Below are 13,919 nucleotides of genomic sequence, written 5' to 3' on the forward strand. Positions count from 1 at the left end.
GCTCCTGCTATGCGGGCCTGGTGTTTGATCAGCGCCACGAATAGCCGTGGCTGTGGCGGACGAGTTTGCGAGCGCGTGGCACGTAGCGGCTGGCGGTGATCGCCTCCGCGCCGATGACCGCGTAACGTGGTTCGAACAGCTTCTTGAGGCGCGAGACATCGCCATTGGAATCGGTCGCCTCGAGATCCGCATCCACCAGGTCGAAAATGGTGAAGTCTGCTCGTTCGCCGACCGACAGCCGGCTGTCCATCGAAAGCTTGATGACCGAGGCCGGTGCATGGGTGACGGCGTCCACGACCTTGTCGAACGGCATGCCGACCGAGAGCAGCTTGGACATAGTGGTCGCGAGATCCCATACCGGGAAGTTCATCGAATGCCCATGCAGGTCGGTCGAGATCGAGTAGGGCAGCAGGCCACGCTTGATCGCCGCTTCCGCGACCTTGAAGGAGAAAGAGGCGCCTCCATGGCCGATATCGAGCCGGATGCCTTCGCCGGCGCAACGTTCGGCGAGATTGTAGAGGTCCTCGTCCTCCATGATGCTGGATCCGGCCTTGCCGTTGAAGCAGTGCGTGACGACATCACCCGGCCCGAGGATTTCGAGCACTTCGTCGTATAGCGCCGGCGGCTCGCCGACATGCACCATCATCGGCACCTTCAGGATCTTGGCGATCTTCTTGCCGAGCTTGACGGGTGTGATACCCCAGGAGCCGGTGATGACGTGACTGGCGCGTACCTTGATGCCGACGATATGCTCGCTGTTCTCAGTGTAGCATTCGAGGATGCGATCGAGGTCGATATCCTTGATATCGCGCAGTTCCGGAACGCGATTGCAGGCAACGAGGCCGATCGAGCCGAGATTGAGGAATGCCTTGATGCGTTCCCTTGCGGGCTCGATGATGTATTCACGGAAGCCATGAAAATTGGCTTCGCCGGCGGAGCCCGCATCGACCAGCGTCGTGACGCCGCGCTCGGCACCGCATTCGGACGGTCGGATGGAGATATCGGTGCCTCCATGCCAGATATGGACATGCAGGTCGATCCAGCCGGGAGAGATCCAGGCGCCCTTTCCGTCGATGCGCTCGACGTCGCCGGGAGCGGCAAGCTGCGGGCCGAAAGCGGCGATCCTGCCGTCGGCGCCGACGAGAATGTCCATGACGCCAGCGACCTCAGTACCGCCGAATGCCATGGGCTTCACATTGGTGAGGAGGAGCGGTTTGCCCGCTTTTTCACCGGTCATTTACAGGTCCTTTCGAAGTCTTGGATCGAGCATGTCCCGCAAGCCGTCGCCCACCATTTGCAACGAGAGCACGGAGAGAATGATGGCAAAGCCCGGGAAATAGGTCATCCAGTCGGCCTGGCCGATATATTGGCGGCCGGCGGCGATCATGGTTCCCCAGGTCGGAATTTCCGGGCTGACGCCAAGGCCGAGGAACGAGAGCCCGGCTTCGGCCAGCATGGCGCTGGCAAAGAGAAACGAGCCCTGCACCAGGATCGGCGACAGGAGGTTTCTAAGCACATGCCGCGTCATGATGTGGAATGTCGAGATGCCGAGAGCCTTGGCAGCCTCCACGTAAGGGAGTTCACGGATGACAAGGGTCGAGGCGCGGACGATGCGGGCCAGCCGCGGTGCGTAGACGATCGACAGTGCGACGATAACAGTCGTCAGCGACGGGCCGAGGGCTGCGACCAGCGCAATGGCGAGCAAAATGTCGGGAAACGCCATCATCGCATCGATCAGGCGGGCGATCGGCGTGTCGAGCCTTTGGAAGAAGCCGGCGAGCAGACCGAGGGTAACACCGATCGCAGCCGACAGCGCCACGACGGCGGCTCCGACGAGCAGCGACAGCCGTCCGGCATAGATGGTGCGAGAGAAGATATCGCGGCCGAATTCGTCGGTGCCGAACCAGTAGACCCCGCTTGGCGGCTTCAGTCGGTTGACGATCGAGAGCTTCGAGGGCGAATAGGGTGCGATCCATGGCGCGAGGGCGGCGAGCAGCACGAAGATCGTCAGCACAATCAGTCCGATGGCAACGGTCTTGCGCTTCAGCAGCCGACGAAGGAACTTGCTTCGCTCGCTTTGCGCCTGTTTGGGTGTCTCGGTTGCGATGTCGGCCATCAGTAGCGTACCCTCGGATCAACGAGCAGGTAGAGCATGTCGATCGCAAAATTGATCACGACGTAGAGGCCGGCGATGACGAGCAAGGCCCCCTGGATCACCGGATAGTCGCGGCGCAGCACCGCGGAGACGACGAGGCTTCCGACACCCGGCAGGCCGAAGACCGTCTCGGTGACGACAGCGCCGGAAATCAGCACGGCGGCCGTCAGCCCCAGAACGGTCAGAATTGGAATGAGTGCGTTCTTCAGCGCATGTTTGAGGACGACGCGGCGTTCGATCAGCCCTTTGGCGCGGGCGGTGCGGATATAGTCGTCGCCAAGCACGTCGAGCATCGAGGCCCGAGTAAAGCGCAGGATCAGCGCCGAGGAGACGAGGCCGAGTGCGACGGCCGGCAGCGTCAAATGATACATGCGATCCAGGAAGCTTGTGCCCGGTCCGCCATAGCCGGAAACCGGGAACATCCCCAGGCGCACCGCGAAGATCTGCATAAGGATGAGGCCAAGCCAGAAGCTTGGAATGCTCGCGGCCAGCATGCCGATCGCCATCGAAGCCTGGTCGACGAGCGATCCGCGCCGATAGGCGGCATAGATGCCGATCGGCAGCGCGATGACGCCAGCGATGAGGAGCGAGAACAGTGTCAGGAAAAAGGTCGGCTCGGCGCGTCCGAGAAGCGCAGAGGAAACCGGAATATTGAGGAAGATCGACTGGCCGAGATCGCCCTTCAGCAACTGCCCGACATAGAACAGGTACTGGACGAAGATTGACTGGTCGAGGCCAAACTGGGTGCGGAGCTCGGCAATATCCTGCGCGGTCGCATCCGGGCCGAGCATGACGGCGGCCGGATCGCCAGGGGTCACGCGCACGATCACGAAGACGATCGTGACGACGAGAAACATCACGACGATCATGCCCGCAAGACGTTGAAGGATGTAACGTATCATTGCGTCGGTTCCCAGAGTAGTTCCGCTTCTCTTCGACCGGCGGAACCACCCCATTTGTTTATTCTCTCGCAATCCCGAACGGAAAACCGCTACGCACTTTTCCCGGAATTGCTCTAGGTCCGCAAACGGACGGGATTCGGAACGGGCGCCGGTCGCCGCCGGCGCCCGAGCGCCTTGGGAGGCTTATTTCTTGATCGATGCGTTCCAGAAGTAGGGCCATGGCGCGGGATCGACGCCTTGAAGCTTGGTGGAGATCGCCGCGACGGCGTTGAAATCGCCGATCTTCATCATGGGAGCTTCGTCATAGATGGTCTTTTGAACGTTCGCCCAGAGGCCGACGCGCTTCTTCGGATCGACCTCTGTGTTGAACGCGTCGATCGCGGCTTTGCTCGTCGGCGTCGTCCACCAGCCGGGCGAGCTTGGCGAAAGCGTGCCGATGAGCGCCGGTTCCGGCAGGAAGGGGCTGTGGCTGATGTAGATATCCCATAGCGCCTTGTCCGCACGGCGCTGGGTCAGCGTAGCCCAGTCGACCACCTGAAGGTCTACCGTGAAGCCTGCCTGTTTCAGATATTCGGCCGCGACCTGCGCCATCTTGTAATGGAACTCGTACTGTCGGCTGGTCAGGATGCGGATCGGTTCGCCCTTGTAGCCTGCCGCCTTGGCGGTAGTTGCGGCACCTTCCGGATCGGCGAGGTTGTAGTTGCCCTTGACGCCGGCATCCGTGCTCCAGGTAAAGGGGGCGGGGTACATGTTGCCGTCAACCGTATAAAAATTTGTGCTGCCGAAGGCTGCCGCCAGCATATCTTCCATGCTGAGCGCCCGACGGATCGCCTTGCGGATCGCGACATTCTTCGTGATGCCGTCGGCGGTATTGAAGACGAAGACCGGATAGCCGAACGGCTTCAGGAGCAGCGGCTGGGTCGCCGAAGCGGATTTCAGCTTGTCGAAGGATTCGACTGGAAGACTGTCGATGTAGTCATACTGGCCCGAAATGGCCGCCTCCACGCGGGTATTGGCGTCGGGCACCGGGACGAAGCGGATTTCGTCGAGATATTGATGCCGGGCGCCGCCATAACCATTGCTCTCGCCATCGCGCGGCTTGTAGCCGTCGAAGCGCACCAGCTGGATATACTGGTCGGGCTTGCGCTCCTTCAGCATATAGGGGCCGGTGCCGATGAAATCGGTCATCGTATCCGCCTGCTTGCCGGCTGGAATGATGATGGCGGCGGAGTTGTTGAAGGCAAGCAGCGAGGTGAGAGGCGCGTAAGGCTGCTTCAGCTTGATGACGACGGTCGCCGGATCCTGGGCAGCAATGGATTCGATGAAGCCGCCCGCCTGCTTGCCGCGCGACGCCAGCTTGATCCAGCGGTTGAGCGAGGCGACCACGTCGTTGGAGGTCATGACGCTGCCGTCATGGAACTTGATGCCGGTCCTGAGCTTGATCGTGTAGGTTTTGCCGTCGGCACTGATCTCAGGCAGGCTCTCGGCAAGCAGCGGCGTGACGTTCCACCCCTTGTCGAAGGTGTAGAGCGTTTCGAAGATATGTTGGGTGACGATACCGACGAGATCTGCGGTGGAGGTCATGGGATCGAGCGTCGGCGGCTCGCCGATCGTTGCGACATTGATGACGCCACCTTTTTCCTGAGCCATCAACAGTGAGGGCGCTGCAACCAAGGCAGCCGCAATCAGGAATCCGAGTCCTAACTTCATCGAAATTCTCCCAATTATGTTCCACAATTATGTTATATAAGATTTTATAACAGAATACAGAACGGGCGGGGGCTGTCAATGGTGGTGAAAACAAGCGCGTATCGGCTTGAATGCGCAAAGGTTCTGTCTTGCCGAAACAGTTTGGTCGGAGCAGATTGCAGCGATAGAGGAGATAGTGCATGGCGCCTTACGATGCTTCCGGCCCCAACGTGAACGGTATCGAACCTCGTTGGACGTCCAGTGCAAAGAGCGGAGTTGGCACGGCGCTTTCGCCGGCCTGCCGCATCTGGTTCACTCTCAGTCACGGCATCTTGAACGAAATCTATTATCCCCGCGTCGATAGCGCCTGTACCCGCGACATCGGATTGATCGTCACAGGTCCCGATGGTTATTTTTCGGAGGAAAAGCGCGATACGGAGAGCGTCGTCACCACGGTCGAAGATGGCGTTCCGGCCTATCGGTTGATCAATACTGCAATCGATGGTCGTTACAGGATCATCAAGCGCATCATCGTCGATCCGATGCGCAGCAGCTTGCTTCAGCAGATATCGTTCGAGCCACTGGAAGGCACGATCCGCGATTATCGTCTCTACCTGTTGGCAGCTCCACATCTGGTCAATGCCGGTTACGGCAATACGGGGTGGGTGGAAGACTATAAGGGCACGCCGATGCTTTTTGCGACGGGCACAGGCGGCGTCTCGATGGCTCTTGCCGTTAGCGGCGGCTGGCGGACGGCATCTGCCGGCTATGTCGGTATTTCCGACGGATGGCAGCAATTGCAGAAGGAGGCTCGGTTGGACCCGGCCGTCGCGCGTGCCGTCGACGGCAACGTCGCCCTGACCGGCGAGATCGATCTGATCGGCGGCAGCGACACGGTTACCGTATCGCTCGGCTTTGGAAGCCATCCAAAAGAGGCCGGCTATAATGCTCTTGCCAGCTTGCAGGCCGGCTATGACAGCGCCGAGCGTAGCTATGTTGCCGACTGGCGGGCCTGGCAAGACGGATTGCTGGCCCTCGACGAACCGAGAGCACCGCCGCCCGAAGTCAATCGTTATCGGATCTCGACGGCCGTGCTGGCAACGCACCGGCCACTTTCCTTCGAAGGGCCGGCCGTTGCTTCTCTCTCCATTCCGTGGGGCTTTGCCAAGGGCGACGAAGACCTCGGTGGCTATCATCTGGTCTGGCCGCGCGATCTGGTCGAGACAGCCGGCGGCTTCTTAGCTGCGGGCGCTTCGCAGGATGCGCTGCGCATTCTAGCCTATCTGCGCGTCATCCAGGAAGAGGATGGGCATTGGCCGCAGAATTGCTGGCTGGATGGCGAGCCTTACTGGAGCGGGATCCAAATGGACGAATGCGCTTTCCCGATCCTGCTTGCCGATGCGCTGCGCCGTGAAGGGATCCTTACAGGCGATCTTCTGCTGTCCTACGTGCCGATGGTCGAGAGTGCAGCACGCTATGTCGTCGTCAACGGTCCCGTCACCGGCGAGGATCGCTGGGAGGAGGATGGCGGCTTTTCTCCCTTCACTTTGGCGGTTGAGATCGCTGCGCTATTGGCGGCCGCCGATATTCTGGAAATTGCCGGTCAGGTGCACAATGCGGATTATCTGCGGCAGACTGCGGACGCCTGGAACGACCAGATCGAGCGCTGGACCTATGTCAGCAGCGATGCGGAGAGCGCCGCTCTCGGGGTCAAGGGCTATTATGTCCGTATTGCGCCGCCTGAGATCGCCGACGGAAGCTCGCCTGCCGATGGTTTCGTGCCGATCAAGAACAGGCCGCCCGCTGAATCCTTCCTGCCGACTGCGCGAGTCGTCAGTCCCGATGCCTTGGCGCTGGTACGGTTCGGATTGCGAGCGGCCGACGATCCTCGCATCCTCGACACCGTGAAGGTGATCGACGCACAGCTCAAATGTGACCTGCCGCAAGGGTCTCTATGGTATCGTTATACCGGTGACGGCTATGGCGAGCATGAAGACGGCGGCCCGTTCGACGGCACGGGCATCGGGCGTCCATGGCCCTTACTTGCGGGCGAGCGCGCCCATTATGAGCTCGCGGCCGGCCGGCCGGAAGCGGCTCTTGGTTTGCTCAAGACACTCGAGCAGTCTGCCGGGCAGGGCGGATTGCTGCCGGAACAGGTGTGGGACCAGCCCGATATCCCGGAGCTGGGCCTTACCCTCGGGAAACCCTCCGGCAGCGCCATGCCGCTTGTCTGGGCTCATGCCGAGCATATCAAGCTCCTGCGCTCGCTGAGAGACGGGGCGGTTTTCGACATGCCGCCGCAAGGTGTCGAGCGCTATGTAAAAAACAATGTGACGGCACCCTTCGTGCCGTGGCGTTTCAACAACAAGCTGTCGCAGCTTTCCGTCGGCAAGCACCTGCGGATCGAGGTCATGGCGCGGGCCATCATTCGCTGGAGTGTCGACGGTTGGGCCAGCGCCAGCGATACCGAGACGAGCCAGAACGGCTTCGGGATACATGTCGCGGAGCTGTCATGCGAGCGCCTGCCCAAAGGCGGTTCGATTGCCTTTACCTTTTACTGGCCTGACACCGACCGCTGGGAGGGAGAGGATTTCTCCGTCTCCGTCGTTGAGGCGCGATAGTGCGATTTGTGCCCGTCGTGGATAGAAAGTGTGGACGAATATGAGCCAGATAACAGAGAGCCGCAAAACAAACGTAAAACTGAAGAAAGCCGTGGCGCCGGCTGCGACAGAAGAGCTTGTCGTCTTGGCAATCGATCTCGGCGGTTCGCATGTAAAAATGCGTCTCAGCTCCGGCGGTGAGCGCCGGGCCGCCGTCTCCGGGCCTACGATGTCGGCAAAAGAGATGGTCCAGACCGTCAAGGATCTGACGAGTGATTGGCGATACGACGTTATCGGTATGGGATATCCCGGGCCCGTTTCGAACAACAGGCCAGCTATGGAACCGCACAATCTGGGAAGCGGCTGGCAGGATTTCGATTTTTCCGCCGGTTTCGGCAAGCCGGTCAAGCTTGTCAACGACGCCGTGATGCAGGCAATCGGCAACTACAAAGATGGCAATATGCTGTTTCTCGGCCTCGGCACCGGATTGGGTTCGGCAATGATTGCCAATCACGTTTGTCTGCCCATGGAGCTCGCCCATCTGCCCTACAAGAAGCGGGGCACCTTCGAAGACTTCATCGGCGAGCGTGGCCTTGAAAAATACGGCAAGAAGAAGTGGCGCCAGTCGGTCGAGGAGATCGTTGAGAGATTGAGGGCGGCACTACTGCCGCATGAAATCGTTATCGGCGGCGGCAATGCCGAGAAGCTCAAGGAACTGCCATCCGCCTGCCGTATCGGCGGGAACGAAAATGCGTTTCTCGGAGGATTTCGGCTTTGGACGGATGCGACTTTGACCTTCTAGGCTGCGGCGGTGATCGAATGGAGCGGCATAAGGATCAGTCTCAGGTCGCTTGTTCTTCGCGGCTAGAAAGATAGCCGGCTTATTTCAGTAAAGCTTTCTCGTGCTGAACGATGTGGGCAAATAGTTGCAGCGCGCCGCTTGGCTGCTCATCTTTTCGCGCGAAATAAAGCGGCGCCACAAGATTGGCACCCGGGTCGAGCCTTAGATAGGCGATGCCGTTCGTCTCCAGCCGAGCGATCGATCCTGGAATGATGGAGATTCCGAGTCCCGCGGCGACCAGACTGAGCGTCGACAGCAACCGGGGAGCTTCATGCCGTATTTTCGGGCTGAAACCCGCGGCAAGGCAAGCCGCTATGATACTGTCGTATAGCCCCGGCCCGGAGGGACGGCGGTAAAGTATGAAGGCTTCGTCTGCGAGTTGCGACAATCGAACGTGGCGAGGCTTCTCTCCTTTCGCCATCACAAGAGGATGGCGATCGGGAAGAGCGACCAGCATCTCTTCATCGAGAATTCGGGAAATCACAAGGCCGCTCGACTGTGCAACGGGAGAGCGCACGAGCGCGACGTCGAGAAGGCCGGAATGCAGCATGGCGATCAGATCGGGCGTACTGGCTTCCTCAAGCTTGAGTGCGACATCCGGCGATGTCTCGCCGAGCGAGCGGACGGCTGCGCTGACCAGCGGATGAAAGGCGGCCGAACTGGTAAAGCCGATCGCAAGGCTTCCCTCCTCTCCGCGGGCATTGCGCCTTGTCGCCTCTATCGCAAGATCGACATCGTGGAGAATGGTCCTTGCCCTCTCCACAAATGTCCGCCCCGCATCCGTCAGCTCGACGCCTCTCGGCAGCCGTTTGAAGAGCGACGCACCGACGATGGCCTCCAGCTTGGCTATCTGCTGACTGAGCGGTGGTTGCTGGATGCCGAGCCTTTCGGCAGCGCGGGTCATATGGCCCTCATCGGCAACGGTCATGGCATAACGGAGATGTCGAAGTTCGATCATGGCATATCTCAAACATATGGATGATGTTCTATCCATATATTGGACGCATGATCGGTAAAAGCTTATTTTGACGGTCTGTCCGACATAAACATGCAGGCCACGATATGGATGCCATTTCTCATTCCAATGCTGCTCAACGCGAAGGACCGGCGGTCGCGGAGCTCTTTTTCGGTTTTTTCAAACTCGGCCTCATCGGGTTTGGCGGGGTTCTGCCGCTCGCACGCCGCATGGTGGTTGAGGATCGCAAATGGTTGACGGGGGAGGAGTTCACGGAACTGCTCGGGCTGTGTCAGTTCCTGCCCGGCGGCAATATCATCAATATGGCGGTTGCGATCGGCTCGAAGTTTCAGGGCGTGGTGGGTGCTTTTTCGGCTCTTCTTGGCCTGATTGTCGCGCCGACGGCAATCGTGATCGGCCTCGGTGTCGTTTACGATCAGTTCAATAGCGATCCGCGCATCCAGCACATGTTTGCAGGCCTTGCTGCAGCCGCGGCCGGTCTGCTCATCTCGATGGCCGTCAAGATCGTCCTGCCGCTGCGCCGCAGGCCAGTCACCCTGGTCATTGCCGCCATTTGCTTTGCTGCCATCGCCATTGCCGGGCTACCCTTGCTGCCGACCATGCTGGTTCTGGCGCCGCTCAGCATCCTCGCCACCTGGAAGCTCGAAGCATGACCACGCCCCTCATTTCTCTTGCAATCATTTTCACTCAGCTTTCGCTGCTGGCCTTCGGCGGTGGCAATTCCATTCTTCCGGAGATGCATCGGCAGGTCGTCGACGTGCAGCATTGGATGACGGCGCAGCAATTCGGTGCGCTGTTCGCCTTGGCGCAGGCGGCTCCCGGTCCGAACTTGATGGTCGTGCCTCTGGTCGGCTGGCACGTTGCCGGATGGGCGGGCATGCTGGTTACATCAGCTGCAAAGTTTGGGCCTTCTTCGGTCCTGACCTATCTGGTGCTCCATCTCTGGAACCGCTTCAAGGACAGGCCATGGCGACGGATCGTGCAGGCGGGATTGGTGCCGATGACCGCCGGGCTTGTCACCGCCAGTGCGGCTGTCATCACGGAGGCGTCAACCCAGGGGTGGATTCTCGCGGCGATTGCCGCAGTGGGCGCACTTGTTCTTACCACGACGCGCGTCCATCCGCTCGTCGTTCTCGGCGTTGGCGCATTGATCGGCCTGAGCGGTGTCGGTCAGATGTGAGCCGGAGTGGTTCAGTATCAGGTTTGGGGCAGACACTCTTCTTGCCCTTGGGACTCATTTTCACAAACGCCTGAAATCCTCTGTTTCATGGAGGCCGCCCTCAAAATAGGGTTATTGATGTCGATGATCATCGCGGCGCTCTTGCATTTGGAAACCAATATGCAAACAATCCATGTAATCATTCCACTGGGAAAGATTACCGGCGATAAAGCTGGTGAGGTCCTTTTGATCAGCTGGTGAGGCCCCCAGTGTCCTGCGATGGAAATGGAATACTCGATCCTCAGGCAATCGCCTCGCGCGAGTTCATGCATTTGCGTGAATTGTTTGATCGATCGTTCAAGGCCGCTCGTATCGGGGTATGGGAATGTAGTCTTCCCGACCAGACGCTCAGCTGGACGGATATGGTCTACGAGCTCTTTGATCTTGCGCCGCAAACGCCGCTGACGAGGGATGAGATCCTTAAACTCTATACTCCCGAGGTTCGAAAGCGTCTCGATGAGGTGCGCGAGAAGGCAATTCGCACGGGCGAGGGTTTCAGCCTGGATGCTGAGATCATCACCGCAAGAGGCAATCGGCGATGGATCAGAATAACCGCCTGCGTCGAATTCGCGAACGGAGCTGCGACCAGAATTTTCGGGATGAAGCAGGATGTTACCGCCGAGAAGACGATGGTCGAGCAGCTTCGTCAATTGGCCGAGTACGACATGCTCACCGGGTTGACGTCCCGCACCAGATTCGAAGCGTTTTTCAATGAAATATGCGCAGCCGAGAGCCGAACCGTCAGAGCGCTGCTGTTGGTGGATCTCGACGGCTTCAAGTCCGTGAACGATACTCTCGGACATCAGGCCGGGGATGATTGCTTGAAGGCGGCAGGGCGCAGGCTTTTGCGCGCTGTCCCCAAGGCCAATATGGTGGCGCGCATTGGCGGCGACGAGTTCGCCGTCATTCACGAATGCCTTTCGACCGAGGATCTCGCAAAAATCGCCGATCGCGTTGTCAGAGAGTTGAACTGGACCGTCTCCACGCCGACGAAGACCATTCGCATCGCGACCTCCGTCGGCGCGGCGATAATCGTGCCCGGTCATTCTTCCAAGGACATATTCGCCAAAGCGGATCGTGGTTTGTATGAAGTGAAATCGTCGGGAAAGAACGGCTTCCGGATCGCTCCATCTTCATGGTCCCGATGCGAGGCTGCTCTATAGAGTAAGCCCGCCACTCGGTCGCCAATCACGACATCGTGCCGCCGCACCGTTTTCCTGGAAATGAACCTCACGCATTTGTGACAGTTTTCATGATTCCCGGGATATCTTTGCGACAAATCAGGACTAAAGTGTCAGCAGTTGCCCAATCTCTTGAAGGCGGCCAGACTTTTGGAAGAGAATCCCATGCAGCAACGTAAAAGCGTATCGGTCGAAGAGCTTCCCGAGAACACTGCACTTGCAATATATGAGCTGATCGGCGGCACGTTCCGCAACTATTCCGAGGTCCTTTACATTCGCGTACCGGATGTGACCGATGACGGCAAGTCCATGGGCGGTATTGAAATTACCATTCGCAAGACGGCTTCTGCTCCATCGCTGCGTGCGGCGTCGCACAGGTAATAAGCATCTCTCCTCAATTGAATTCCGAGCGTGTGCTCGCGATGCGCTCTCCACTTTTGTCAAATAGATGAACTGCCTCATCGGCAGGTGCGATGTGCAGCACATCGCCCGGTGCGGCTCTGATCCGTTCGCGAAAAACGCAGGTGACCGTTTGCGTACCAAGGCGGACGATGACCATAGTCTCGGATCCCGTCGGTTCGACGACGACGGTTTCCACCGCAATGCCATTCTGGACGAGCCTGATATCTTCGGGGCGAATGCCATAGGTAACGGCCGCCGCCGGATGCTGACCGCTCGGCAGCACGATCCCGTCGGTGGTACGGAAACCGGCGTTTGTCATGCCACCCTTGATGAAATTCATCGCGGGAGAGCCGATGAAGCCCGCAACGAAGAGATTGGCCGGCTGGTCATAGAGCTCAAGCGGCGATCCGGATTGCTCGATCAGGCCGTCCTTCATGACGACGATCTTGTCCGCCATCGTCATCGCTTCGATCTGGTCATGCGTGACATAGATTGTCGTGGTCTGCAGCCGTTGGTGCATTTCCTTGATCTCGGAGCGCATCTGGACGCGAAGCTTCGCATCGAGGTTCGACAGGGGTTCGTCGAAGAGGAAGACAGCGGGATCGCGTACGATCGCGCGACCCATGGCGACACGTTGCCTCTGGCCGCCGGATAGCTGCTTCGGATAGCGCTCAAGAAGGTTTTCGAGCCCAAGGATCTTTGCGGCATTGCCAACCCGCTGATCGATTTCCGCCTTCGGCATCCGCTTCAGCCGCAGGGAGAAGCCCATGTTCTTGGCGACCGTCATATGCGGATAGAGCGCATAGTTCTGGAACACCATCGCGATGTCTCGATCCTTCGGCGCGAGATCGTTGACGATATGCTTGCCGATCTGGATATCGCCTGAGGTGATCCCCTCCAGGCCGGCGATCATTCTGAGCAGCGTGGATTTGCCGCAACCAGAGGGGCCGACGAGCACGACAAACTCGCCGTCGCGGATATCGACCGACACGCCTTTGATGGCTTTGAATGCGCCATAGTCCTTACGCGCGTTGTTCACTCTGACATGAGCCATTTCCGTCCTCCCGGATAGCTTCAAAGCCCGTTCAAGACCTTTCGGAGATAGGCAAGGCCGAGGCGCTCGCCTTCCTTCCGCTGGACAAGATCCTTGCCCGGCCAACCGAAAGCTGCATCCTCGTGCTCGATCGAAAGCGTGCCGTCAAAACCGTTGGCGCGCACCTGACGCAGGAAACGCGGCCAATCGAGAAGGCCATGGCCCGGCAGCTTGTACTGCCACCACCCCTTGCCGTGATAGCCGACGGCTTGCTGTACGGCAGTATCGATTGCCGTGTCCTTGGCATGAAGGATGGCGATGCTATCCTTGACCGCATCCATGGCGGCATAGGGATCGACGCCGATGCGGATGAGATGGGAAGGGTCGAATTCAAGGCCGAAGCGTTTGTCCGGAATTCGTTTAAAGAGCTCCTGCCAGCCTTTCGGCGTGGTGCCGATGAAATTGTTCTTCGGGCCGGGCCAGTTCTCGATCGCGAAGATCAACCCGCTCGACGTCGTCCGGGCGATCAGCCGGTTGGCGAAGTCGGCGAAATCATCATAATTGGCGTCCTCGTCTGCGCTTTCATCTCGGCCGGGAAAGATTACGAAGATCGGCACGTCCGCTTCGCCGATCGCGTCGGCGAATTCCTCGGTGATGGCTCGAAGCTCGCCGCGTTTGACGCGATCGGTATCGAGCTGATTGCCGAAAAAGGCGATCGAGGAGACGAAGAGGTTGCGGTTGCGGGCAAGGGCGACCGCCGCCTGCACCTTGTCCGGTGTCTTGATATGGTCGCGGACATCGATTTCGATTGCGTCGAAGCCGGCGGAAGCGGCGAAGTCCACCACCTCTTCGAATGACCTGTCGTTGAACGTCGACGTATAAAAACCGATCCTCATCAAAATCCTCCCTGCGGCCGCAGCC

The 13,919-nt window shown here is 59.2% G+C and carries 13 protein-coding genes and 1 pseudogene; 7 read left to right on the forward strand and 7 right to left on the reverse strand.

Going from position 1 to position 13,919, the window contains the following annotated elements; genetic code table 11:
- Nucleotides 1-28 precede the first annotated feature (28 nt).
- The 4 genes from FHT73_RS12165 to FHT73_RS12180 form a co-directional block, all read right to left on the reverse strand.
- A complete protein-coding gene (locus tag FHT73_RS12165; RefSeq protein ID WP_183711879.1) occupies nucleotides 29-1,237 on the reverse strand; it encodes an amidohydrolase/deacetylase family metallohydrolase in 1,209 nt (402 codons plus the stop codon).
- Nucleotides 1,238-2,116, reverse strand: a complete 879-nt coding sequence (locus FHT73_RS12170) for an ABC transporter permease (RefSeq protein ID WP_112611112.1) — start codon at nucleotides 2,114-2,116, stop codon at nucleotides 1,238-1,240.
- Nucleotides 2,116-3,057: an ABC transporter permease gene (locus FHT73_RS12175; protein WP_183711881.1), complete on the reverse strand. Its 942-nt coding sequence runs from the start codon at nucleotides 3,055-3,057 to the stop codon at nucleotides 2,116-2,118. The genes FHT73_RS12170 and FHT73_RS12175 overlap by 1 nt, the downstream gene beginning before the upstream one ends.
- A 183-nt stretch (nucleotides 3,058-3,240) precedes the next feature.
- Nucleotides 3,241-4,767 carry an ABC transporter substrate-binding protein gene (locus tag FHT73_RS12180; protein ID WP_183711883.1) on the reverse strand — a complete coding sequence of 509 codons (1,527 nt, stop codon included), beginning with the start codon at nucleotides 4,765-4,767 and terminating at the stop codon, nucleotides 3,241-3,243.
- A gap of 179 nt (nucleotides 4,768-4,946) precedes the next feature.
- Between FHT73_RS12180 and FHT73_RS12185 the strand changes: the two genes are divergently transcribed.
- Nucleotides 4,947-7,367 carry a glucan 1,4-alpha-glucosidase gene (locus FHT73_RS12185; RefSeq protein WP_183711885.1) on the forward strand — a complete coding sequence of 807 codons (2,421 nt, stop codon included), beginning with the start codon at nucleotides 4,947-4,949 and terminating at the stop codon, nucleotides 7,365-7,367.
- 40 nt (nucleotides 7,368-7,407) lie between these two features.
- On the forward strand, nucleotides 7,408-8,148 hold the full coding sequence (locus FHT73_RS12190; protein ID WP_183711893.1) for an ROK family protein: 741 nt from the start codon (nucleotides 7,408-7,410) through the stop codon (nucleotides 8,146-8,148).
- A 79-nt stretch (nucleotides 8,149-8,227) separates the two neighbouring features.
- On the opposite strand, the gene FHT73_RS12195 is transcribed toward FHT73_RS12190, so the two are convergent.
- Nucleotides 8,228-9,145: a LysR family transcriptional regulator gene (locus FHT73_RS12195; RefSeq protein WP_183711895.1), complete on the reverse strand. Its 918-nt coding sequence runs from the start codon at nucleotides 9,143-9,145 to the stop codon at nucleotides 8,228-8,230.
- A gap of 104 nt (nucleotides 9,146-9,249) precedes the next feature.
- On the opposite strand from FHT73_RS12195, the gene FHT73_RS12200 reads away from it, so the two are divergent.
- The 5 genes and pseudogenes from FHT73_RS12200 to FHT73_RS12215 all read left to right on the forward strand — a co-directional run bounded on the left by FHT73_RS12200 (nucleotide 9,250) and on the right by FHT73_RS12215 (nucleotide 11,944).
- Complete coding sequence (locus FHT73_RS12200; RefSeq protein WP_183711897.1) at nucleotides 9,250-9,816, forward strand: chromate transporter; 567 nt, start codon at nucleotides 9,250-9,252, stop codon at nucleotides 9,814-9,816.
- Complete coding sequence (locus FHT73_RS12205) at nucleotides 9,813-10,343, forward strand: chromate transporter (protein ID WP_183711899.1); 531 nt, start codon at nucleotides 9,813-9,815, stop codon at nucleotides 10,341-10,343. Before FHT73_RS12200 ends, FHT73_RS12205 begins: the two co-directional genes overlap by 4 nt.
- A 401-nt stretch (nucleotides 10,344-10,744) precedes the next feature.
- A pseudogene (locus FHT73_RS29490) lies at nucleotides 10,745-10,915 on the forward strand (GGDEF domain-containing protein); the annotation flags it as partial.
- Between the two features lie 96 nt (nucleotides 10,916-11,011).
- Entirely contained in the window at nucleotides 11,012-11,545 is a 534-nt protein-coding gene (locus FHT73_RS29495; RefSeq protein WP_246712120.1) for a GGDEF domain-containing protein, read from the forward strand.
- A gap of 183 nt (nucleotides 11,546-11,728) precedes the next feature.
- A complete protein-coding gene (locus FHT73_RS12215) occupies nucleotides 11,729-11,944 on the forward strand; it encodes a hypothetical protein (protein ID WP_112338051.1) in 216 nt (71 codons plus the stop codon).
- A 13-nt stretch (nucleotides 11,945-11,957) separates the two neighbouring features.
- Here FHT73_RS12215 and ugpC read toward each other — a convergent pair whose 3' ends face one another.
- Together ugpC and FHT73_RS12225 are read right to left on the reverse strand one after the other, a co-directional pair.
- Nucleotides 11,958-13,019, reverse strand: a complete 1,062-nt coding sequence (ugpC, locus tag FHT73_RS12220) for a sn-glycerol-3-phosphate ABC transporter ATP-binding protein UgpC (protein ID WP_183711901.1) — start codon at nucleotides 13,017-13,019, stop codon at nucleotides 11,958-11,960.
- 20 nt (nucleotides 13,020-13,039) lie between these two features.
- On the reverse strand, nucleotides 13,040-13,894 hold the full coding sequence (locus FHT73_RS12225) for a sugar phosphate isomerase/epimerase family protein (protein ID WP_183711903.1): 855 nt from the start codon (nucleotides 13,892-13,894) through the stop codon (nucleotides 13,040-13,042).
- Nucleotides 13,895-13,919 lie beyond the last annotated feature (25 nt).

Origin of the sequence: Rhizobium sp. BK098, from assembly GCF_014193155.1 — a bacterium.
Lineage (GTDB): Bacteria > Pseudomonadota > Alphaproteobacteria > Rhizobiales > Rhizobiaceae > Rhizobium.

What these genes read in the sequence shown, in the direction of transcription:
- FHT73_RS12165 (WP_183711879.1), bottom strand. Translation starts at nt 1,237, where the DNA reads ATGACCGGTGAAAAAGCGGGCAAACCGCTCCTCCTCACCAATGTGAAG.
- FHT73_RS12170 (WP_112611112.1), bottom strand. Translation starts at nt 2,116, where the DNA reads ATGGCCGACATCGCAACCGAGACACCCAAACAGGCGCAAAGCGAGCGA.
- FHT73_RS12175 (WP_183711881.1), bottom strand. Translation starts at nt 3,057, where the DNA reads ATGATACGTTACATCCTTCAACGTCTTGCGGGCATGATCGTCGTGATG.
- FHT73_RS12180 (WP_183711883.1), bottom strand. Translation starts at nt 4,767, where the DNA reads ATGAAGTTAGGACTCGGATTCCTGATTGCGGCTGCCTTGGTTGCAGCG.
- FHT73_RS12185 (WP_183711885.1), top strand. Translation starts at nt 4,947, where the DNA reads ATGGCGCCTTACGATGCTTCCGGCCCCAACGTGAACGGTATCGAACCT.
- FHT73_RS12190 (WP_183711893.1), top strand. Translation starts at nt 7,408, where the DNA reads ATGAGCCAGATAACAGAGAGCCGCAAAACAAACGTAAAACTGAAGAAA.
- FHT73_RS12195 (WP_183711895.1), bottom strand. Translation starts at nt 9,145, where the DNA reads ATGATCGAACTTCGACATCTCCGTTATGCCATGACCGTTGCCGATGAG.
- FHT73_RS12200 (WP_183711897.1), top strand. Translation starts at nt 9,250, where the DNA reads ATGGATGCCATTTCTCATTCCAATGCTGCTCAACGCGAAGGACCGGCG.
- FHT73_RS12205 (WP_183711899.1), top strand. Translation starts at nt 9,813, where the DNA reads ATGACCACGCCCCTCATTTCTCTTGCAATCATTTTCACTCAGCTTTCG.
- FHT73_RS29495 (WP_246712120.1), top strand. Translation starts at nt 11,012, where the DNA reads ATGGTCGAGCAGCTTCGTCAATTGGCCGAGTACGACATGCTCACCGGG.
- FHT73_RS12215 (WP_112338051.1), top strand. Translation starts at nt 11,729, where the DNA reads ATGCAGCAACGTAAAAGCGTATCGGTCGAAGAGCTTCCCGAGAACACT.
- ugpC (WP_183711901.1), bottom strand. Translation starts at nt 13,019, where the DNA reads ATGGCTCATGTCAGAGTGAACAACGCGCGTAAGGACTATGGCGCATTC.
- FHT73_RS12225 (WP_183711903.1), bottom strand. Translation starts at nt 13,894, where the DNA reads ATGAGGATCGGTTTTTATACGTCGACGTTCAACGACAGGTCATTCGAA.